General features: G+C 58.4%; 17 protein-coding genes and 4 pseudogenes. 10 read left to right on the top strand and 11 right to left on the bottom strand.

The genetic code is table 11. The features are described 5' to 3' along the window. Window positions 1-4 precede the first annotated feature (4 nt). Window positions 5-1546: a conjugal transfer protein TraG N-terminal domain-containing protein gene (locus AC1D2P_RS11480; RefSeq protein ID WP_477757548.1), complete on the top strand. Its 1542-nt coding sequence runs from the start codon at window positions 5-7 to the stop codon at window positions 1544-1546. Here the strand turns inward: AC1D2P_RS11480 and AC1D2P_RS11475 are convergent. Beyond that, window positions 1535-1933 carry a DUF3742 family protein gene (locus AC1D2P_RS11475; RefSeq protein ID WP_477757547.1) on the bottom strand — a complete coding sequence of 133 codons (399 nt, stop codon included), beginning with the start codon at window positions 1931-1933 and terminating at the stop codon, window positions 1535-1537. The two genes, AC1D2P_RS11480 and AC1D2P_RS11475, sit on opposite strands and share 12 nt — an antisense overlap. 456 nt (window positions 1934-2389) lie before the next feature. Between AC1D2P_RS11475 and AC1D2P_RS11470 the strand changes: the two are divergent. After that, window positions 2390-2724, top strand: a pseudogene (locus AC1D2P_RS11470) (hypothetical protein). 139 nt (window positions 2725-2863) lie between these two features. Next, a complete protein-coding gene (locus AC1D2P_RS11465) occupies window positions 2864-3826 on the top strand; it encodes an ArdC family protein (RefSeq protein ID WP_477811435.1) in 963 nt (320 codons plus the stop codon). A gap of 137 nt (window positions 3827-3963) precedes the next feature. Here the strand turns inward: AC1D2P_RS11465 and AC1D2P_RS11460 are convergent, their stop codons facing one another. Continuing rightward, on the bottom strand, window positions 3964-4161 hold the full coding sequence (locus AC1D2P_RS11460; RefSeq protein WP_044269227.1) for a DUF7740 domain-containing protein: 198 nt from the start codon (window positions 4159-4161) through the stop codon (window positions 3964-3966). Between the two features lie 223 nt (window positions 4162-4384). Here AC1D2P_RS11460 and mobH point away from each other — a divergent pair, with 223 nt between their 5' ends. The 4 genes and pseudogenes from mobH to AC1D2P_RS11440 all read left to right on the top strand — a co-directional run bounded on the left by mobH (window position 4385) and on the right by AC1D2P_RS11440 (window position 7926). Next, entirely contained in the window at window positions 4385-6109 is a 1725-nt protein-coding gene (gene mobH / locus AC1D2P_RS11455; protein WP_477811434.1) for a MobH family relaxase, read from the top strand. A gap of 216 nt (window positions 6110-6325) precedes the next feature. Beyond that, a pseudogene (locus tag AC1D2P_RS11450) lies at window positions 6326-6828 on the top strand (IS30 family transposase); the annotation flags it as partial. A 90-nt stretch (window positions 6829-6918) separates the two neighbouring features. Then, window positions 6919-7440 (top strand): annotated as a pseudogene (locus AC1D2P_RS11445) (IS21 family transposase); the annotation flags it as partial. Continuing rightward, complete coding sequence (locus tag AC1D2P_RS11440) at window positions 7420-7926, top strand: glycine betaine ABC transporter substrate-binding protein (protein ID WP_258668322.1); 507 nt, start codon at window positions 7420-7422, stop codon at window positions 7924-7926. The pseudogene AC1D2P_RS11445 and the gene AC1D2P_RS11440, both read left to right, overlap by 21 nt. A gap of 544 nt (window positions 7927-8470) precedes the next feature. On the opposite strand, the pseudogene AC1D2P_RS11435 reads toward AC1D2P_RS11440, so the two are convergent. Beyond that, window positions 8471-8614, bottom strand: a pseudogene (locus AC1D2P_RS11435) (Tn3 family transposase); the annotation flags it as partial. Between the two features lie 189 nt (window positions 8615-8803). Between AC1D2P_RS11435 and AC1D2P_RS11430 the strand changes: the two are divergent. Further along, the gene (locus AC1D2P_RS11430; RefSeq protein WP_258668102.1) at window positions 8804-9376 is read left to right on the top strand and encodes a TetR/AcrR family transcriptional regulator; all 573 of its coding nucleotides are present in this window, start codon (window positions 8804-8806) and stop codon (window positions 9374-9376) included. Then, entirely contained in the window at window positions 9373-10344 is a 972-nt protein-coding gene (locus tag AC1D2P_RS11425; protein WP_258668101.1) for a DMT family transporter, read from the top strand. The genes AC1D2P_RS11430 and AC1D2P_RS11425 overlap by 4 nt, the downstream gene beginning before the upstream one ends. Before the next feature lie 580 nt (window positions 10345-10924). On the opposite strand, the gene AC1D2P_RS11420 is transcribed toward AC1D2P_RS11425, so the two are convergent. The 8 genes from AC1D2P_RS11420 to AC1D2P_RS11385 are packed head-to-tail and all read right to left on the bottom strand — an operon-like array spanning window position 10925 to window position 17941. Continuing rightward, entirely contained in the window at window positions 10925-11659 is a 735-nt protein-coding gene (locus tag AC1D2P_RS11420) for a lipoate--protein ligase family protein (protein WP_477811433.1), read from the bottom strand. After that, window positions 11656-12360 (bottom strand): 2-oxo acid dehydrogenase subunit E2, encoded by a 705-nt coding sequence (locus AC1D2P_RS11415; protein ID WP_258668099.1) that lies wholly within the window; start codon window positions 12358-12360, stop codon window positions 11656-11658. Before AC1D2P_RS11415 ends, AC1D2P_RS11420 begins: the two co-directional genes overlap by 4 nt. Window positions 12361-12365: 5 nt before the next feature. After that, a complete protein-coding gene (locus AC1D2P_RS11410; protein WP_258668098.1) occupies window positions 12366-12599 on the bottom strand; it encodes a lipoyl domain-containing protein in 234 nt (77 codons plus the stop codon). A 4-nt stretch (window positions 12600-12603) separates the two neighbouring features. Next, a complete protein-coding gene (locus tag AC1D2P_RS11405) occupies window positions 12604-13629 on the bottom strand; it encodes an alpha-ketoacid dehydrogenase subunit beta (protein ID WP_258668097.1) in 1026 nt (341 codons plus the stop codon). A 24-nt stretch (window positions 13630-13653) separates the two neighbouring features. Continuing rightward, complete coding sequence (locus AC1D2P_RS11400) at window positions 13654-14733, bottom strand: 2,3-butanediol dehydrogenase (RefSeq protein ID WP_258668321.1); 1080 nt, start codon at window positions 14731-14733, stop codon at window positions 13654-13656. Window positions 14734-14789: 56 nt separating this feature from the next. Beyond that, a complete protein-coding gene (locus AC1D2P_RS11395; protein ID WP_258668096.1) occupies window positions 14790-15779 on the bottom strand; it encodes a thiamine pyrophosphate-dependent dehydrogenase E1 component subunit alpha in 990 nt (329 codons plus the stop codon). A gap of 12 nt (window positions 15780-15791) precedes the next feature. Continuing rightward, the gene (locus AC1D2P_RS11390) at window positions 15792-17372 is read right to left on the bottom strand and encodes a GMC family oxidoreductase (RefSeq protein WP_258668095.1); all 1581 of its coding nucleotides are present in this window, start codon (window positions 17370-17372) and stop codon (window positions 15792-15794) included. Between the two features lie 50 nt (window positions 17373-17422). Then, a complete protein-coding gene (locus AC1D2P_RS11385) occupies window positions 17423-17941 on the bottom strand; it encodes a gluconate 2-dehydrogenase subunit 3 family protein (RefSeq protein ID WP_477757544.1) in 519 nt (172 codons plus the stop codon). A gap of 492 nt (window positions 17942-18433) precedes the next feature. On the opposite strand from AC1D2P_RS11385, the gene AC1D2P_RS11380 reads away from it, so the two are divergent. Continuing rightward, window positions 18434-19108 (top strand): GAF domain-containing protein (locus tag AC1D2P_RS11380; protein ID WP_477811432.1); only part of this gene is annotated, 675 nt, incomplete at its 3' end.

The following is a 19108-nucleotide window of genomic DNA, read 5'->3' as shown; positions in this document are numbered from 1 at the left end:
CACCATGCTCATGAGCACCAACAGCTACCTGGAGTTTTACCTCTCTCTGCTGGCCTGGATCATCAACAACGGCCTCTGGAGTGTCCTGTCCGACACCGGGCTATTCGCCGCGCCCTTTGGTGCAATCATCTTGCAGGAATGGTTGTCTGCCCGTCAGCAAGGCGCGGATGAAGGCAACAAGGGACTGCTCTCGGTGCCGCGGATCGAGAACCGGCTGTGGCTGGCCTACATCGTCGTGTTGTTCGGTTGCGCTCCGGTCTTTCCGTTGAGCCTCTCGTCAATGACGTTCGATGATGCAGCGAGTCAGCGCTGCGGCGTGAGTGTCGCCAAACCGACGGAAACCGCCTGGGGGACCACCTTCAATACTATCGGAGAACGCTCCGCCAACGTACCGATCTGGTGGTTTCTGGTGCATGCCTTGAGCAAAGGAGTAACCGCGGCGGCCACCGCCGCCATCCCCTGCGAACCGGATATCCGACAAATGCGCATGGAGATCGACAGCTCGCGCATCGTCAGTCAGGTACTGCTGCAGGAAGTTGCCGACTTCACTCGCGATTGCTATGGCTATTCCCGTTCTCGGCTATTCACCAACCGTCCGCAGTTGGACAAGGCACAAAGTCATGACGCCTCCTGGATCGGCTCAAACTATTTTTTCGACACACCCGGTTACTACGATACGGATCGTTCGCGCACACCGCGAGTCAGCTGGCCGTATGACGAAAGCCGAGATGTTTCCTTACCTCGGCTGGAGAATGGCGCGGGCTACCCCACCTGCAAGCAGTGGTGGAGTGATAGCGGTGTTGGGTTGCGCGAGCGCTTGATCCAGCAGGTCGATCCCTCGCTGCTGACTCAGCTGAAGGGTTGGTTGACTGGTCGTTCGAGCAACGAGATCGAGGATGCCACCCTGCGTGAGCTGGTCAGCCCGCGCCAGCAATCGATGTCCATGTCGCCCGGACAGGTGTACCAGGACTATGGCTCCAGTGCCCGCGGCGGCTCGATCAATCAGGGGCTCAACAACCTAGCCACCAATACCGGGTTGGCCCTTGGCTCCTTCAGCAACTTCCCGGCGATGAATGCGCTACGTGCTGCCCTGCCGATGGTGCAGGCTTTCCTGATCATGGGCGTCATCATCAGCTTGCCGCTAATTCTGTTGGTCAGTACCTACCAGTTGAAGACCGTCATGACGGTGACGTTTGCGCTGTTCACCTTGCACATGCTGAGCTTCTGGTGGGAACTCGCCCGCTGGGTCGACTCCAGCATGCTCGACACCTTGTACAACCAAGTTTCGGCGTCCAATCAAGTGCTGTTATCGCTGCCCACATCCGGCTTTATGAATGGGACGGTCACGGCGCAGGTAATTGAGTATGTGATGGGGGCGATGTTCATCGTGCTACCGATGCTGTTTCTAGGAGCCATGAGCTGGGCAGGATATTCAGTCGGCAACGGGATTCAAGGCATGTTGGCGAACGGTAGCAAAGCCGCAAGTGATTCAGCGAGTAAAGGTACGGATCAAATATTGGGTGCTGCTAAGCGCTCAATTAGATGACTTGCTGTCGCCTATATAATGCCCATTGTCGTCGAAGTCACCGATGTAGAGATCAGCCCCCAGGTAGTCTGGCCCTGGACTTTCCTCTTGATGATCGGAACCAACAAAAGCCCTGAACCATATCAACGTGATGACAGCCAACATCATCACAAAAAAAGTAACCAGCCAAACGCTGACAAGGAGCAAACCTCCGATCAATGCCAGCTTGGCAATCAGAAAGCTCCCGTGAACGAATATTTTACCCGCAGGCATACCTGCCGTCACCGCACGCTCAGCCAGGCGGGACTCAAACACTTTCAATTTGCGATAACCACGCTTTACCGACATGCCACAGGCGTACGCCCAGCGGTGAGCACGTGAATTCTGAACAGGGTTCTGAGTCGGCATGTTCTCGCCCTCTTCTGAGCGTTTTCATGATTGAGACAGGAGTAACAGCCTACTACTGAAAACTGTCCGTGCTTGACCGTTTATCAGCTTGCCCAGCCAAAAAATCTTCACTGGAAGATAGAAGACGAACATCAGGACACAGCTTTTCTTCGGAGGTTGACCCGTATAAATCGCTCCGCTAAATACAAGGTACGGATCGCTGTTATCGACAGCTCCTTCCCAGGTAGCCAGAACCTTCAAGGCTACGTCACTTCGGTGATGGTTCTTCCCCAAGTGCGATTAGCGTTCGGTAGCTCGCACGGTCACCGGTTTTACGGTGATGAACGCCTACTGCTCATTTGAGCGTCTTCCGAGCTCCGCTCGCCAGGCAAACCTTCTTGCTTTTCTTCAACCCACGGCGGGGAAATTATCTCCCGCACGGGACAGGTTTCTTCGCGTTTTCAACGGAGGCACACCATGTCCGACTCACTTACGCCGGAAGCACTGAACACCCTACAGTTGCCCATTGTGTTTACGCCTGGCGCGTGGCAACGCGCAGTACTGTTCGAGCGCTCAGGTCGTCCTGAGAAGCTGCAGGTCGATCGGCTGACCAACATATTGCGCGCAGCCTTCGAGGCTCACCTGGCCTATCCACACGAGCCCTATGTGCTGTTCGAGGTAGCCCACATCGCGTCAACGGGTCATCCACGCCAAAACCCGTTGCTGCAACTGAGTCTCAGCCTGCTCCTAGAGCCAGGCCAGGCCAGCCTAACGCCTTGCTGATAGCGCTTGCAGGAGAACATCAACGCTAAACGCATACGGTCGTACTCGGCACCCCGATCCACACTCAGAAGGCATGCCAGTCCTGCATCAGTCCAGCACATCACCCAACCGGGGAACCCTCCCCCGACGGGCAAGGCGTTCCTCCGTTTTTCTCTCGAGGAAAATGCCATGCGCGATATCTACCAAGACGTGACTGACAAGATCGTTACCGCGTTAGACCAAGGCATAGCCCCCTGGATCAAACCCTGGTCCTCAAGTGGCTCAGCTCACGTCGGTCATCATCACCCCTTCCCCATTAACGCCATCACGCGGCGTCCGTATTCGGGTATCAATTTACCGTTGCTCTGGGCCGAGGCCAGGTTGCAGGGGTTCACTCAAGATCGTTGGCTGACCTTCAACCAAGCCAAAAAAGCCGGTGGGCACATCCGTAAGGGTGAGCAAAGTACCCTAGCAGTGCTCTACAAGCCGATGGAGCGCGAGGAACAGACCGAGTCAGGCCAACTCGTACTCGATGAAAACGGTCAGCCCAAGGTCGCTCACTTTRGCATTCTCAGGACGCATTTTCTATTCAACATCGAGCAAACGGAGGGGCTCGAAATGCTCAATGAAACCCTGCTCGAGACGGAACAGAGTGATCCCTTCCAGCCCAACAGCGCTGCGGAAAACCTGCTGTTAAGTTCGGGTGCACACATCGTTCATCGATCTGCAGATGAAGCCTTTTACCATCCGATCAGGGATCTCATCCAACTGCCGACAAAAGCGCAATTTCAAGACGAAGGCGGGTACTACGCCACCGCACTGCACGAGCTGACGCACTGGACCGGGCATCACGCTCGGTTACAGCGCGAAGGCGTGACGTCATGCTGTCCGTTCGGCTCGCCAGGCTACGCGTTTGAGGAGTTGATCGCCGAAATGGGCGCGGCGTTTTTATGTGCCTACACCGGTATACAGGGAGAGCTGAGGCACGAGGGCTACATCGATTCCTGGCTCAGCCTGCTCAAGGCTGACAAACGTGCGATCTTCCGCGCCAGCGGTCACGCCCGCAGCGCCTCGGAGTATGTACTCAACTTGGAGCAGCAACTGAAGCAAGCCGTCGTGGATGACTCGCTGTGCATGAACGATGGAGCTTGATCGTTATCTCACCACTGCAAACGCTTCACAGGGCCCAACGCGAGTTGAGCCCTTTTTTCTGTTCCCTGAAAACAGACGACATCACGCCGCGGGCCCCTCACGCAAAGAACAACAGAGGGGCGCACACCCGTAGCATGTCATTCCGTATCCAGGTTCTGCGCCAGAAAATCCACCAGATCGAGCGGGCTCCGACTGTCGATCACCTTGTAGATCAGATCGCGCTTGCTGCGTGGCAACTTCTTGACCACGCTCTTCGCCGAGGCCCTGACAGCTTCGTCGGTCCCATGGATACGTGCCGCGAGCAGCAGCACGAGCGTGGCATCAGTGAGGTTCATGGCAAGTCCCAAAAAATATGCACCGCAGTCTACCGACTCTTTTCTTTGCCGTACCAGCCCTCCAACAAAATGATGGCGAGCAGTATCAATATTCCGATTGCCGCACAAAAGGACACGCACCAAAAGGATCGGTAAGGGTTGTAAGGGAATGGGGAGTCAAGGGTAAGAGCCCTATCCGAAAAGGCTAAAAGGCCACTGACCCAACCATTTCCCGGAGGTCCTGATGCTCAGTCTGTTTCGCCACAAAAGGCAGAAGCCTCCTCCACCACCGACCGTGAGCGTCGCCGAAGGTTACCTGCCCATCGAGTCGGCCCAGAGCTTGTTAGCCGCGGAACACCGCCGCCAGCTGCTCGATCGCATCTGGCAGTACACCGCCCTCTCCCACGCGCAGTTCATCCAGCTCTATTTAAATCCGATCCATCGCTACGCCGAACGGGTCCAGCAACTCCCGGCCAGCGAGACGCACCACCATGCGTATCTCGGCGGCATGCTCGACCATGGTCTGGAGCTGGTCGCTTGMAGTTTAAAACTGCGTCAGTCGTACCTGCTTCCGACCGGTGCGGCGCCCGAAGACCAAGCCGCCCAGACCGATGCCTGGTCGGCTGGCATCGCCTATGGCGCCCTGCTGCATGACATCGGCAAGATCGCCGTGGACCTGCTGGTCGAACGCCAGGATGGCCGTGTTTGGCATCCTTGGCAGGGCTCCCTGGATCAGCCCTACCGTTTTCGTTACCTCAAGGGTCGGGATTACCATCTGCACGGCGCCGCCGCAGGTTTGCTCTACACCCAGATTCTCGACCGCCCGATCCTCGATTGGCTCAGTGGCTTTCCGTCGCTCTGGGCCAGCTTGCTGTATGTCTTGGCCGGTCAGTATGAACGTGCCGGCGTGCTCGGCGAGTTGGTTATTCAAGCCGACCGCGTCTCCACCACACAGAACATTGGCGGTAACCCAAGCAAGGCGCTGCAGGCCCCTATCCATTCGCTGCAACACCATTTGATCAGCGGACTGCGTCATCTGGTTCAACACGAGCTGAAACTCAACCAGCCAGGTGCCGCGGGCTGGCTGACACACGACTCCCTCTGGCTAGTCAGCAAGGCAGTCACGGACAAGCTACGAGCTTATTTGCTTTCACAAGCGATTGAAGGCATTCCCTCATCCAACATTGCCGTGTTCGACGAACTCCAATCGCATGGATTGGTTGAGTCGACACCGGAAGGCAAAGCCATCTGGACTGCGCTAGTGGCGCAGGGAGACTGGCAGCAGAGCTTTACCTTTCTGCGCCTTCAACCGGCGTTGATTTGGGGAAGCGAAAACCGCCCCGCCGCTTTCCGCGGAACGGTGAGCGTTGCACTCGATGACAATCAGTCCAACGCTTCGGTATCACCACCAGCCCCCAAGGCAGCCAATACAGAATCGCGTCAAAGCAAATCGCAGCCAGATGCCATGGCGCTGGAGGATGCCGACTACCTCGGCACGCTGCTGGACATGTTCGAGTCGGGGGAGCCTGAGGCCAGTGATGCACCGTCAGAAAGCGCTCTCGAAACCTCACTCCCTCCTTCGGATAACCCTGGCCAGGCGTTTCTGAATTGGGTCAAAGAAGGCATCCTGAGCCACAAGCTGATCATCAATGACAGCAAGGCCAAAATCCACACGGTGAGTGGCAGCGTATTTCTGGTCACGCCGGGACTTTTCCAACGCTACGCGCAGGAGTTTCCTGGTATCTCTCAAGGGGCCGATCAAGGGATTGAAGAATGGCGTTGGGTGCAGAAGCAGTTTGAGAAATTGAAGGTCCACAGAAAGCGAAACAACGGTCTGAATATCTGGGTATGCCAAGTGCAAGGTCCCAGGAAGAAAACGACCTTGAAGGGTTACTTGATTGCGGAGCCGATATCACTTTTAGAATTGATACCTCCAGATAACCCATTTCTCGCACTTGATGAGGGGTGAGTATGTATCTATCGTGGGGCTTGGCGCGAAAGCGGGCCACCCCCTATCGCAGTCACAACTTTGCCGCTATAGCCTTCAATCTTTTACTTTCGCGTGCGACCTTGATCTGTGCCTTCCCCTCTTTACTTACTCGAATCGAGGTAGCGTATTGAATGATGGCGTCATAAGCCTGGCGATCTCAAGGAGCAAGTGCAACACCTGATGTAAGGTGTTGCCATGTCTACCCAATACAAACATTTGAGTACCGAGGAACGCGTCACCATTATGGTGATGCTATTTCAACGGCAGTCGCTGCGAGCTATTGCCGCTTTGCTTGGCCGTCACCCCAGCACCATTAGTCGTGAGATCAAGCGCCCCCCTTGCAGCCTTACTATGACGCCATCCAAGCCACCAGGAGGGCTCAACAGCTTCGACATGTGCTTCGCCGTCAGCGGCGCTTATCTCCAGACTCAGAGCTGTTTCAAGTGGTCGTCGAAATGCTCCGCATTGGCTGGTCACCGCAACAAATTGCCCGCAGACTATGCAGTATCTAGCCCGGCCAATCCGAGCGACATGTGAGCCACGAAACTATCTACCTCGCCATCGATGGTTATCCACGCGGCGAGCTGAAACGCCAGCTGATCAGTTATCTACGCCAGGCTGACGGTAAACGTCCGAAGCGAACCCAGAGCAATGTGCGTCGAGAACGCTACCCTGCGCAGCTGAGTATTCACCTGCGCTGTTGCCCCTGACCGAAAACTGACCCAGGTGTTCAACTGCTTCTGCTCAATTTTTGAGCGGGAGAACACAGGGCGATCAGCATGGAAATGATGGGCAAAATTCGGCGCGTGTATTTTCGCGACAAGCTGTCGCTGCATCAGATAGCCAAGCGTACCGGGCTGTCGAGAAAGACCATCCGAAAATGGGGCAGAGCACCCGAAGCCACTCAGCCGGCGTACCTGCGGTGCGCAACCTTCAACAAACTCAGTCCATTTCACGAGACGCTGGAGCAGGCGCTCAAGGCCGATTCCTTCCGGGCAAAGCACAATCGGAGGAGCGCCAAAGCACTCTTCGAACAGATCAAGGCCGAGGGTTACGACGGCGGTTACCGCCAGTTCACCGCCTTCATACGCTCGTGGCGCGGTGAGCAAGGCAAATCGTTTCGGGCCTTCGTACTGCTGACCTTTGCACTCGGCGAGGCCTTTCAGTTCGACTGGAGCGAAGAAGGTCTGCTGATCGGCGGCCTGTTTCGACGCATCCAGGTCTCCCACATGATGCTGTGCGCCAGTCGCGCATTTTGGTTGGTGGCGTATCCCAGCCAAGGCCACGAGATGTTGTTCGATGCCCATAGCGGTGGCATTTCCTCGCTGAGAAAAAAGATCAAGGAAAACCTCTACAGCCTGGGTGACTTCCAGTTGGTAGAGTCCAGTGAGACGGCGATGCGCATGCAGGTTTCGCGGGCGATCAGGCGCGAGAAAGCGATCCTGTTCCTAGGCTGGGCTCCGCACCCGATGAACCTGGATTTCAAGATGACCTACCTTTCCGGAGGGGATCAGGTGTTCGGCCCCAATTATGGCGCCGCGACGGTCTATACCGTGACTACGCCCGACTATGCCCAGCGCTGCCCGAACGCAGCGAAGCTGATCAGCAACATGAAGTTTGACGTCCAGATGGAAAGTGAACTGATGATGGGCATTCTCGACAAGAAAGATCCGCTTCAACTGGCCAAGGCCTGGATCACTCGCAATCCGCAGTGGCTCGACCCGTGGCTGGATGGACTGACCACCTTTGACGGCAAGGATGCCAAGGCTGCCGCGCAGCAGTACTTCGGACTTTGATGAAGCGCTGCGCGCCCTGAAGCTCACCGAGAGGCCCTTGCGCAGTGGCTGAATGGTCATTCTGTCCAGAGTTGACGATGCGTCATAAGCAAGTCTACTACCTGCTGACGCAGCGCCAGAAAGTGCTCAGCAGTACGGCACGCCGATACATCGAATGGTTGACCGACGAAGCTCGACGTCCCGCGGCATGAAATGTGCCCCGCAAGTTTGCGGGGCACATTTCAAACATTTATTTCATCTGAGCAAGTTCAATTTGGTTCATATCAGGCGGCCTCATCGGTGGAGGAGTTGACGCGTTTGTGCAGAGCGCTGTAGCGCTCTCGTGGGCCGTCAAGGTCGATGTAGCAACCTTGCAAGTGACGGTGACCTTTACCTTCAGTGGCTTGGCCAACCGCTGGAAGCCGAGTTCACGCGTGGTAATCTGCACGAGCCTACGCAGCTATTTGCGCTTTCGCGCCATGCGAGGCGACGATACCCGTGGCCTCGCCGCTACGCCACCAAGCGCGAAAGTCCGACAGCCCGAACGGCAGCAATCCAAGATACCGAAATACTTCGGGTTGGGACCGGCATGCGCGGTGCGCACCGGTACGAGGAAGCGCATGCCTTCGACGGAGGCCACTTCGCCGCCGTCCCATACATGAGCCAGCTCCAATTGGCTCTGCGCAGCCACCAGAATGGCGTTAGCTGCTAACCACGCTGGTGTGGGGGCGCTTAGCTAGCGTGGCGAACTTCCTGATTGGCCAAGTCCTACGATTTACTGCGGCGTTGGCACGTTGCGGTCTGTGTCGTAATGGCCATGATTCAGGTCGTATTTGGATTCGCCTCAATCTTACCGGTCAGTATAGTCAACTCCGTCCCGATGCCGGAGTGCCTTAACATGGACAATACCCGTGAGCGCTTGATTGATTCAGCGCTGAAGCTGTTCCTTTCACAAGGCGTACACAGTACTGGTGTGATGGCCATCGCCATGTTGGCGGGTGTTACCAAGATGACGCTCTACAGTCATTTTCCCTCCAAGGATGCGCTGATAGTGGCTTGCCTTGATGAGCGTGACCGACGCTGGCGCAAAGAGGTAGCGCGCGCCTTGGCGAAGCACGCTGACCCGGTCAGTGCCATGCTCGCGTTTTTCGATTTGTATCAACGCTATCTTTTGCGAGATAGYGGGCGCGGGTGCCTGTTCGTCAACAGTGCGGCTGAATTCCCCGAGTTCAGCCACCCTGTGCATTTGGCAGTGAGCCGGCATAAGCAAGGGATACGCGAAAGTCTCGCCGCGTTGGCCATGAGCGCCGGTGTACGCGACCCTGGCGTCGCTGCTGAGGGATTGTTTATCTTGCTGGAGGGCAGTTTTGTCAGCGGTGCCATGGGCCAGGACGTGCGGGTGTTCGACACTGCCCGGCACGTAGCTCATTGCTGGATCCGGAAGCAGGGCCAGGAGGAGCAGAGCGTATGACCCTAGGCTTATTAGCGGCCATTGCCGCCACTTTTTCCTGGTCGCTGCTCTACATCTTTCCGGGGCTAGTCGGCGATTACAGCCTTTTCGATTTGGCGGTGGTGAGTTACGCCTTTGCCGGTTTAGGTAGCCTGCTAGTGCTGTTTGTTTACCGTAGCGAAGTGCGGCAGTTGCGACTGAGCGACTGGGCCTGCGCCGCACTGCTGGGCTTCTTAGGATACATCGGCTACTTCTTCCTGATCACCACTGCGGTCTTGGCAGCTGGGCCGGTGATCCCTCCGGTGATGATGGGGTCAGTACCGATCGTGCTCGCGATTGCCGGCAATATGCGAAGCTCCAGCGTGCCCTGGCGCGCCATTGCCGGGCCGCTGGTGGTGGCGGCATTGGGCATAAGTTTGGTCAACCTGAGCGTGTTTGATTTTAGCAGCGCGACGGTTGTGCGCCCGGCAGCTTCGATACTGCTTGGGCTGCTCGCATCGTTGCTGGCAATCGGTTTTTGGACTGGTTTTGGCCTGTTAAATGAAAGTGCTTTGGCTCAACGCCCAAACATGTCCCCCATGCTGTGGTCTGCCATGCTGATCTTCATGTGCAGCGTCGAGATGCTGGCCTTCGTCCCAGTTGGGCTTTACCTGAAGCTTTCCCACTTCGCCAGCCATCCGAGCGGGTTAGCAGGTACTCAGGCGCTGATAGTCTGTGGGTTAATTCAGGGGTTAGGGGCCACCCTTGCCGGTGCCTGGGCATGGTCAATCGCAACTCGGCGCCTACCTCTGGCTCTCAGCGGGCAATTGATCGCCAGTGAAACCCTTTATGCGACTGCACTGGGCCTGCTCATCAACCAACGCTGGCCCTCTCCTATGGAAGCGCTTGGGACAGGGTTGCTATTTGTAGGGGTGGTGTGGGCTATTCACGCCTTTTATCGCAGGCAAGCACGCCTCGAGACGCATGGTGGGATAACTGACCTTAGCTAAAACTAATGCGACTGTGCCGGTATGGGCATTTCAGGTGTCCACTTTTTGGATTGATTTGGCGTCATTGCCCTAGGTGCTGGGATCAGGAAGGTGTGTTGGACGGACGGTTACGCTCTACGGGAGGCCCATCCATCAGAAATTGACGTCCATCCGTACATACACACCGATAATTTCAATCCCCAGGCTATAACCTTCTATCGACCGATAGATGCCGTCTTGCGATGTTGCGACCTCGTGCAATACGAGGCCGAAATCTTATAGGATGGCTGGCACTGCCCGGAGAGGCTCGGAACCTTATTCCCCCAATGGCCCTGCCTTCAGGCCAACCTTGAAAAACTTTACGATGCGATGCGTAACGGGGAGTTGCCCTATCAGGCCGTTGAAAAATTCAGCCCTAACTTCCCCAACCCGCCAAGTTTGAAGTTTTTCAGCCTCTCAGGCTTGGCGTTGCCCTTTAGCTGCCGCGGCGAGAGGCGGAAAATAGCCAAAAGCGGACGCGTTCCTAACGTCCGCGACGGCTAGATGTCTTAAGGAAATCGACTCGTCCTCAGCCTTTTTCGCTCAGGCACCAACGAGGAGGTCAATAAAGGGCTTTCAAATTGCCAGATTCCTTTCTGGGTGACCAAGCCTCCCAAGGCAACTCAAACCAGTTCGCAAGGCTTTGCGCTGTATCCCAAGTAGAGGTCAACCACTCATCCAGAGCCACGTGACTGGAAGCGCGGCACCGTTGCTCCAGACCGCAGCTCTGGTAGAAACGATTGACCACATCGACCATAGGCTCACGCTGGTCTTCAAGCAGGATCGCCCCATGGACCAGGACCACCAGTCGGTTATCTGCTGTACGGCGGCACCAACGCTGGGCCGTCCCCACCAGCTTGCGTCGGGCCAGGGTGACATTGAACCGGCCGTCACAGAATGCTCCTGGGACCTCACCGAGGCCCGGCAGCAACCCCATGCCACGCAACCACTGGCAGATGGGCTCGCAGAGTCGTAAATATGCGGTTTCTATTCGCGCCTGTTCGTCATCTTCCAGTGGCACGACATAGGCCAAGGCTACATTGAGTACCGCCGATGATTGCGGCACCGGCTCGCCGCCCGTGTCGCGCAATGCAATCGGCCAGCCCAGGGCAGTACAGCTGATATCTGCCGCCGTGAACCCCGCAAGCCTGCTCAGCCTGCGTGRCATCACCAAGGCTGAATCGGAGGGTCGCCATAGCAGCAACCCCCACTCCTCCTCTCCGGCGTACACACGGTCGAGCAACTGCCGCTCAGCCTCCAGGCCGGCCTCGATACTGAGGCGCCAGATCCTGCTCATGACGGCTCTACCCCTTCGATTCGCTGGCACAGATCATCGAGGAAGTCTGCGGCAGGAGCGCCGTTCACGGCCCGGTGATCAAAGGTCAGCGAAAGACCCATGAAGTCGCGCTCTGATAACGAACCATCGGCACCTCGTTGCAGGCGACGCTGGATGCCTCCCAGCCCGATAATGGCCACCTGAGGGACATTGAGGATGGGCGTGAAAAAACGCACCCGCGACAGCCCCAAGTTGGTCACGGTCACCGTGGCACCCGTTAGCTCCTTCACCGAGAGCTTCCCGGACAGTGCCTTGTCCACCAGGGCCCGGCGTGCAAGCGCCAGGCCCTCCGCATCCAGTTGGTCAGCATCAAACAGTGCGGGCGCCACCAGCAGGTCGTCCGGCAGCGGGATCGCCAGACCAAGATGCACCGAACCATGCCGCGTGATTTGGTTATCTTGCAGGGTTGCATTGAGTCCCGGATGGTTCTTCAGGGTACATACGATCTCAAACAGCAGCAGGTCATGGAGCGATACCTGGCTACCCGCAGCCTTTAGCTCCGCCCGTTTCGCCTGCAGGATGGTCAACTCGCATTCAGCATGGTGAGTTAGTTGCGCTGCAGTCTGCAGGCTTTCGCTCATCTTCGCAGCGATCATTTTTCGCATGCCTTTCAAGAGCACGGTGCTACCGGAGCCGGCAGCAACATTCTGTATGTGCCCCATGGCTCTCACTCCACTAACCCGATGGTCGCGCCTTTGACAACCACCGCGTCTTCTTCTTCGAGGATTTTCAGCACGCCGGAAGCCGGCGCCTCGATCTCAAACTGGGCCTTTTCAGACATGATTTCTGCCACCAGGTCGCCTTGGCCAACTTCGGCGCCATCACTGACCAGCCAGGAAGTGATTACGGCTTCGGCGTCGCCTTCCCAGAGGTCGGCGGAAATCAGGATTGGATTGGACATGTTGTTATTCCTCGTTCTTCAGGTTCTGGTAGGCCGCAACGATCTTTGCGGCAGATGGCAGCGCCCATTGCTCCATGGGCGGCGTGAAAGGAATCGGTATGTCGGGGAATGCCACCCGTTGCGGGCGCGCCTTGAGCATCCCGATGTCGTGCTCGACGACGCTGGCGATGATTTCGCCGCTCACACCGAAGCTGTGGTAGTCCTCGTCGACAACGATGAGTCGGCCGGTCTTGCGCACAGAGGCGATGACGTGCTCACGGTCCAGCGGCACCAGACTGCGCAGGTCCACTACTTCGGCGCTGACGCCCTGCTGCTCCAACTGCTGGGCAGCGCGCAGCGCGTGATGCACGCCGGCACCCAGACTGACGATGCTCACGTCTCGGCCTTCGCGGACCGTCTTCGCCTTGCCGATTTCGACGGTATAGGGATCCTCCGGTACGGCCACCGTCGCGCCCTTCTCGGTACCCAGCCAGCCCATGCCCTGGAGCGACTTATGGAACAGGTAGATGACCGGGTTGTCATCGCGAATGGCGGCAGTCATCAGGCCCTTGGCGTCGTAGGCGTTGCTCGGAACCACCACCTTCATGCCTGGCAGGTGAGCGAAGGTGCCGTAAAGGCACTGCGAATGCTGCCCGGCGTCGGAGTAGCCGGCACCGGTGGATGCCATCAGCACCATGGGCACGCTGACCTTGCCGCCGGAGAAGTAGGTGTTCTTCGCCATCAGGTTGTAGATCGCGTCCATACAGACGCCGAAGAAGTCGACGAACATCAGTTCGACAATCGGACGCATGCCGTCAGAGGCTGCGCCCACGGCCGCGCCGATGAAGGCGGTTTCCGAGATAGGCGTATCACGAATGCGCGCGCTGCCGAATTCTTCATGCAGGCCACGGGTGTTGCCGAACACCCCGCCGAGCTGGCCAATGTCCTCGCCCATCACGAAGACGCGTGGGTCGAGGCGCATTTCCTGGGCCATCGCCTCGGCCATGGCGCGGGCGATGGTGAGTTTGCGTTCTTTGATTGCTGCAGACATGTCTCATTTCCTCCGTCGATGGGATCAGTGACGGGCAGCGGCAGGCGCGGACGTCCTGACGATGATCTTCACGTTCTGGTCCTTGTTGTTCACCAGCTCCTCGAACCCTTGCTCGAGGATGTGTTCCAGCTCGATACGCCCGGTGATCAGCGGCGTAACGTCCAAGCGGCCGTCGGCGATCAGAGCGATGACATCGGCGAACTCACCGTTGTAGGCCAAGGCACCAATAACCTGCTTCTCGGTGGCGACGATTTCGAAAAAGTTGAATTCGCTGGGCTCCTCGAAAATGCCCACCATCACGCAGCGCCCGCCCTTGCGAATGACATCGATAGCCAACTTGGCGGTGGCCTTGTGGCCGATGCACTCGAAAGAAACCGCAGCACCATATCCATCTGTCAGTTCGCGCACCGAAGCGATGGCATCGCACTGGCTGGGGTCGAGCACCTCAGTGGCCCCCACCTCCAGCGCCTTCGCCTTGCGCGCAGTGGACATTTCGAGCGCGATGATCCGGGCCGCGCCAGCGGCACGGGCGCACATGATGGTGCACAGACCGATGGTTCCAGCGCCGACTACCACCACTGTCTGGCCGAGGAGGCTGCCGGCCTTCTTCACCGCGTGCATGCCAACTGCCAGAGGTTCGACTAGCGCGCCGGCCTCTGCAGGGAAACCTTCCGGCAGGAGGTACAGCAGATTGGCCGGGATGTTGACCAGTTCAGCGAACGCGCCGTTGTTCATCAATCCGGTGAAGGCGAGCTTCTCGCACAGGTTGTATTGGCCCTGCTGGCAGAACCAGCATTGGCCGCAATGCTGACAAGCATCGGCGGCCACGCGCTCACCTACTGCAAAGTTCTGAACCCCCTCACCCAGGGAGACAATCTCGCCACAGAACTCGTGGCCGAGAATGCACTGCCCTTTGAGGCCAGTGAGTGGATGGGCGGTATCAGTGGGAATGAATACCGGCCCGGCCAGGTATTCGTGCAGGTCCGAGCCACAGATGCCGCACCAATCCACACGGATTTGCACCCAGCCCGCCTGAGGTTGCGGCGGGCAGGCAACGTCCTGCAGGCGGATGTCGCGTCGGCCATGCCAAACTGCAGCCTTCATCGTCGGTTGTCGGTACATGTCGGTCTCCTTCTTGTCGTTGTTGTGGCGAGTTCCGTTCACACGAACACCATTTCCAGAGCTTCTTCCGGTGCCGGATAGGCACTGTCGCGGGCGAACTGCACCGCAGCGTCGACACGTCCTCGGGCACGTTCTTCAATGGCGGCGGCACCGACCTCGTCCAGCACGCCCAGATCGAACAGGCGTTGGCGGTAAGCCGGAATCGGGTCCTTTGCCAGCAGCGCTTCCTTCTCGCCGGTCGGACGGTAGGTTTCGCCGTCCCCCATGAAGTGGCCGGCCAGGCGGTGAGTTTCGATCTCGATCAGGCTCGGCCCTTCACCGGCACGGGCCCGGGCAATGGCCTCACCGGCTGCGGCGAAGATGGCGTCGGCGTCGTTACCCGGGACGAACACGCCGGGCATGCCATAAGCGGCAGCACGCAGGTAGTTGCGCTCGATGGCAGTCGAAGAGGCCTTGGCCACCGAGATGCCCCAGGCGTTGTCCTCGATGACGAAGACCACCGGTAGCTTCCACAGCGCGGCCAGATTCAGTGTTTCGTGGAAGGCTCCCTGGTTCGCTGCGCCTTCACCCAGGTAGGCCACGGCGACTCCGGACTTACCCTGTAGTTGGCGCGATAACGCAGCACCAACGGCAGGGCCCATGCCTTGGGCGATGATGCCGGAGCAGGAGAAATTCACCCGTGCGTCGAACAGGTGCATATGGCCGCCGCGGCCGCCAGACAGGCCGGTCTTTTTGCCGAAGATCTCGGCGACCATCTCGTTCAGGTCTACGTCCTTGGCCACGGCTATGTGATGTGGACGGTGGGTCGCGGTGACAATGTCCTCCGCCGCGAGGTGGGCGCAGACGCCGACGGCGCAAGGCTCCTGACCGTTGGACAGGTGCATCTCACCAGGAATTGGCCCATTGGCCATGTTGAATACCGGCGTCTTGCCTTCCATGTAGATTCGCTCGATGGACTCTTCCAGGTATCGGCTGACGAGCATCTGCTCGAACATCCAGAGTCGCTGGGCTTTGCTGGGTGTGGTCATGGGATTGGCTCCTCAGAGGGCGCGCTGGTTCATCAGCGAGCCGATGTGCTCGGCTTGGCGCAGAGCCAAGGCGACAATGGTCAAGGTCGGGTTTTGCCCGCCGCTGGTAGTGAACTGGCTACCGTCAGAGACGAACAGGTTGGGGATGTCGTGGCTCTGGCCCCATTTGTTCACCACGCCGTCGGACGCTTTGGCGCTCATGCGGTTGGTGCCCATGTTGTGGCTGGCCGGGTAGGACGGCAGGCGGATCACCTCGGTGGCACCGACCGCCTCGTAGCACTTGCGGGTCTGCTCCACGCCGTGATTACGCATGGCGGTGTCGAAAGCATGGTCGTCCTTGTGCACCACCGGGATGGGCAGGCCGTACTGGTCCTTCTCGGTGCCGTGGAGGGTGATGCGGTTACTCTCCATGGGCAGGTCCTCACCGCACAACCACACGCCGGACATATGGTCGTAGCGCTCCATCCGCGAAGCGAAGGCACGGCCCCAGCCCTGCGGGGTCGGATCGAGGAAGGCGGACATGAACGGCAGGCCGAGGGACAGGATTTCCAGCCGGTAGCCACCAACGAAACCTCGCGAAGTGTTGTTGTAGGACTCGTCGGAAATGATTCCCGCGCAGGTGGTGCCCCGATACATGTGAATCGGCTTGGGCAGCACTGCGTAGATGCCCGCGGTGGTGTGACACATGTAGTTGCGCCCAACCTGACCAGAGGAGTTGGCCAGGCCGTCCTTGAACGTCGAGGACTCGGAGTTGAGCAGCAGGCGCGGCGACTCGATGGAGTTACCGGCCACGCACACCACTCTGGCCTTCTGGTGCTGCTGGTTGCCCTCGGCGTCGGCGTAAACCACCCCGGTGACTCGGCCGCGGGCATCATGCTCAATGCGTAGCGCCATGCTCTGCGGACGCACCTCACAGTTGCCGGTAGCCTCGGCGCGGGGGATATCGGTGTAGAGAGTCGACCACTTGGCGCCGATGCGGCAGCCCTGCATGCAGAAGCCGATCTGCATGCAACCAGGACGGCTGTCATAGGGCTGCGTATTGATCGCCATGGGGCCGGACTGGATTTCTTTGTAGCCAATGCGTTGGGCGCCAGTGGCCAGGACCTTGAAGGAGTTGTGCCATTGGTGATACGGCATCCCGGTGCTTGGACCGGTCACGCCCATGTGCTTCTCAGCCTTGACATACCAGGGCTCCAGCTCCTCATAGCTGAGTGGCCAGTCCAGCATATTGGCGCCCTTGATATCACCGTTTTCGGTGCGCATGCGAAACTCGAAGTCGCGGAAGCGCAGGGCCACGCCGGCCCAGTGTACGGAACTGCCGCCCACCGCTTTAACGATCCAGGCCGGCAGGTTCGGGTGGTTACGCGCCACGTCCCAGCCGCCAGTGGCGATGCGTTTGTCGAGCCAGGAAATCTTGTTGAACATGGCCCACTCATCGTTTTCGATGTCGGACATCTCGTAACGCTTGCCGGCTTCCAGCACCACGGTACGGATTCCTTGCTTGGCCAAAGCATGGGCCAGGGTCCCGCCGCCGGCGCCCGAGCCAATGATGACGACGACATCGCTGTCGTCCTGGGAGAATTTCGCTGCCATGGGGTTAACCCTCATTGTTGGAATGGATGGAGCCGCGAAGAGAAAGCTGATCAGAGCCAATCGAGGTCGTTGAAGCCACGTGCGATATAGCCACCTTTCTCCACCGACGAGCCCTCGTAGCCGAACAATGGGAACAGCGTCTTGTTGTCGTAGATACCAAACATCAGCGCGCTGCGGGTTTCACGGAAGAACGGCGTGGTCTCGATYTCGCGAAGCAGGGCGACGCGATCCTCCTCACTGGCGATCTCTTCGAAAGGCCGACCATGCTTAGCGCGGGCGCGCCCCTGCAGGGCCTTCAAGCCGTCGTTAACCAGGTCCGAGTGCTTACCGAGCAGCTCGGCCAGCGACCTGGCATACGGTGCATCGCCGAGCCGGTCATGGGGATAGATATCGCGCCCCATCTGCAGCAGCCCGGCGGGCAGCTGGGGCAACACGTCGTCGGCGATGACGGTGACGGGAATGAGCTGGCTGATAATGGCGGTAGCGCCGATGAACAGGGCCGATTGCCCCGAAAGACTGAGAAAGCGCCGGCGGCTCAGAGGGCCACTCAGGGGTGAAGAGTCATGCATGGCAGAGCTCCAGGCTTTTGCCGGCACGCCTGCAAGGTGGGAACAGGTGTGGCCGACGTTATTGTTATAAATCCGGGTGCCTTTTTGGCCCCTTCGGTAGTGAAAGAGCAACTTGTGTGCCAATGCCAAAAATCAATATTAACTTACTGTTTTTAAATGAATTTTTAGAAATAAAAAAACATCTTACGAGCATGACCTGTAAAGCAAAGGCTTTACACCTGTAAGCATCCGTCCAAGCGTTTTACATACGTAAAGGCTGGCGATACCTGAGCTGAGCGCAAGATCGGAGCGGCGGCATTGCCGGACACCGCCAACAAAAAAGGGAGACCATTTACCAGTCTTCTGGCGGTGGTCCAGCTGCGATCAACGGGGAAGTGACAGCGGAGGGCTAAACTCGTAATGTGATTGCAACCGTGCCAGCCCGCCCCACGTGCTGATGCCGAACAAGAACAAGATCGTCACGGGCCCCTCGCCCCGTGCCCGGGAGGCCGCATGAGCACCGTTTCGACCCCCAGCCTGCATATCGACACTGTGCTGTCCTACGCCAGCGATAGCGTTGGGCACGAGTCCATCATCACCCGCTCCTGGAAGCGTTGTATCCTGGATTACGGTCTGGATCCGGCCAAGCCCGCGCCACCGCGGTTCGTCCCGCGTCAGGTGTTGCGGGAACACCAGGACCATGCCGACGAGCTGATCAACGTGGCCCGCGCAGGCGTCGAGCAGCTGTACCGCCACATCGCCGAGCTGGGGTACGTCATTCTCCTCACCGACAGCCGGGGGATCACCGTGCAGTTCCTCGGCGATCCACTGGATGAGACGGCGCATCGCAAGACTGGCTTGTACCTCGGTGCCGACTGGAGCGAGAACCACGCCGGAACCTGCGCGGTGGGGACCTGCATCAAGGAGCAGCAGCCGCTGACCTGCCACCACCATGACCATTTCAGTGCCCATCACATCGCCCTGACCTGCACCGCAGTTCCCATCTTCAATCCCCAAGGGCAGTTGCTGGCCGTGCTGGATATTTCGGCATTGAACTCACCGCCTTCCAAGGACTCCCAGCAATTCGCCCTACAACTGGTCAAGCAGTATGCGCGGATGATCGAGGATGCCTACTTCCTGCGCCGCTACCGTGAAGCCCATATCCTCTGCTTCGACCGTTCCCGCGAG

The sequence above is a fragment of the Pseudomonas sp. P1_F1_2 genome (genome assembly GCF_056405815.1).
This window is presented reverse-complemented; position numbering and strand designations above follow the sequence as displayed.

Excerpts from the sequence above, each read along its gene's own strand:
- AC1D2P_RS11475 (WP_477757547.1), bottom strand. The coding sequence starts at position 1,933 with ATGCCGACTCAGAACCCTGTTCAGAATTCACGTGCTCACCGCTGGGCG.
- AC1D2P_RS11395 (WP_258668096.1), bottom strand. The coding sequence starts at position 15,779 with ATGACCACACCCAGCAAAGCCCAGCGACTCTGGATGTTCGAGCAGATG.
- AC1D2P_RS11405 (WP_258668097.1), bottom strand. The coding sequence starts at position 13,629 with ATGTCTGCAGCAATCAAAGAACGCAAACTCACCATCGCCCGCGCCATG.
- AC1D2P_RS11480 (WP_477757548.1), top strand. The coding sequence starts at position 5 with ATGCTCATGAGCACCAACAGCTACCTGGAGTTTTACCTCTCTCTGCTG.
- AC1D2P_RS11460 (WP_044269227.1), bottom strand. The coding sequence starts at position 4,161 with ATGAACCTCACTGATGCCACGCTCGTGCTGCTGCTCGCGGCACGTATC.
- AC1D2P_RS11440 (WP_258668322.1), top strand. The coding sequence starts at position 7,420 with ATGTTGTTCGATGCCCATAGCGGTGGCATTTCCTCGCTGAGAAAAAAG.
- AC1D2P_RS11415 (WP_258668099.1), bottom strand. The coding sequence starts at position 12,360 with ATGGGGCACATACAGAATGTTGCTGCCGGCTCCGGTAGCACCGTGCTC.
- AC1D2P_RS11400 (WP_258668321.1), bottom strand. The coding sequence starts at position 14,733 with ATGAAGGCTGCAGTTTGGCATGGCCGACGCGACATCCGCCTGCAGGAC.
- AC1D2P_RS11425 (WP_258668101.1), top strand. The coding sequence starts at position 9,373 with ATGACCCTAGGCTTATTAGCGGCCATTGCCGCCACTTTTTCCTGGTCG.
- AC1D2P_RS11410 (WP_258668098.1), bottom strand. The coding sequence starts at position 12,599 with ATGTCCAATCCAATCCTGATTTCCGCCGACCTCTGGGAAGGCGACGCC.
- AC1D2P_RS11390 (WP_258668095.1), bottom strand. The coding sequence starts at position 17,372 with ATGGCAGCGAAATTCTCCCAGGACGACAGCGATGTCGTCGTCATCATT.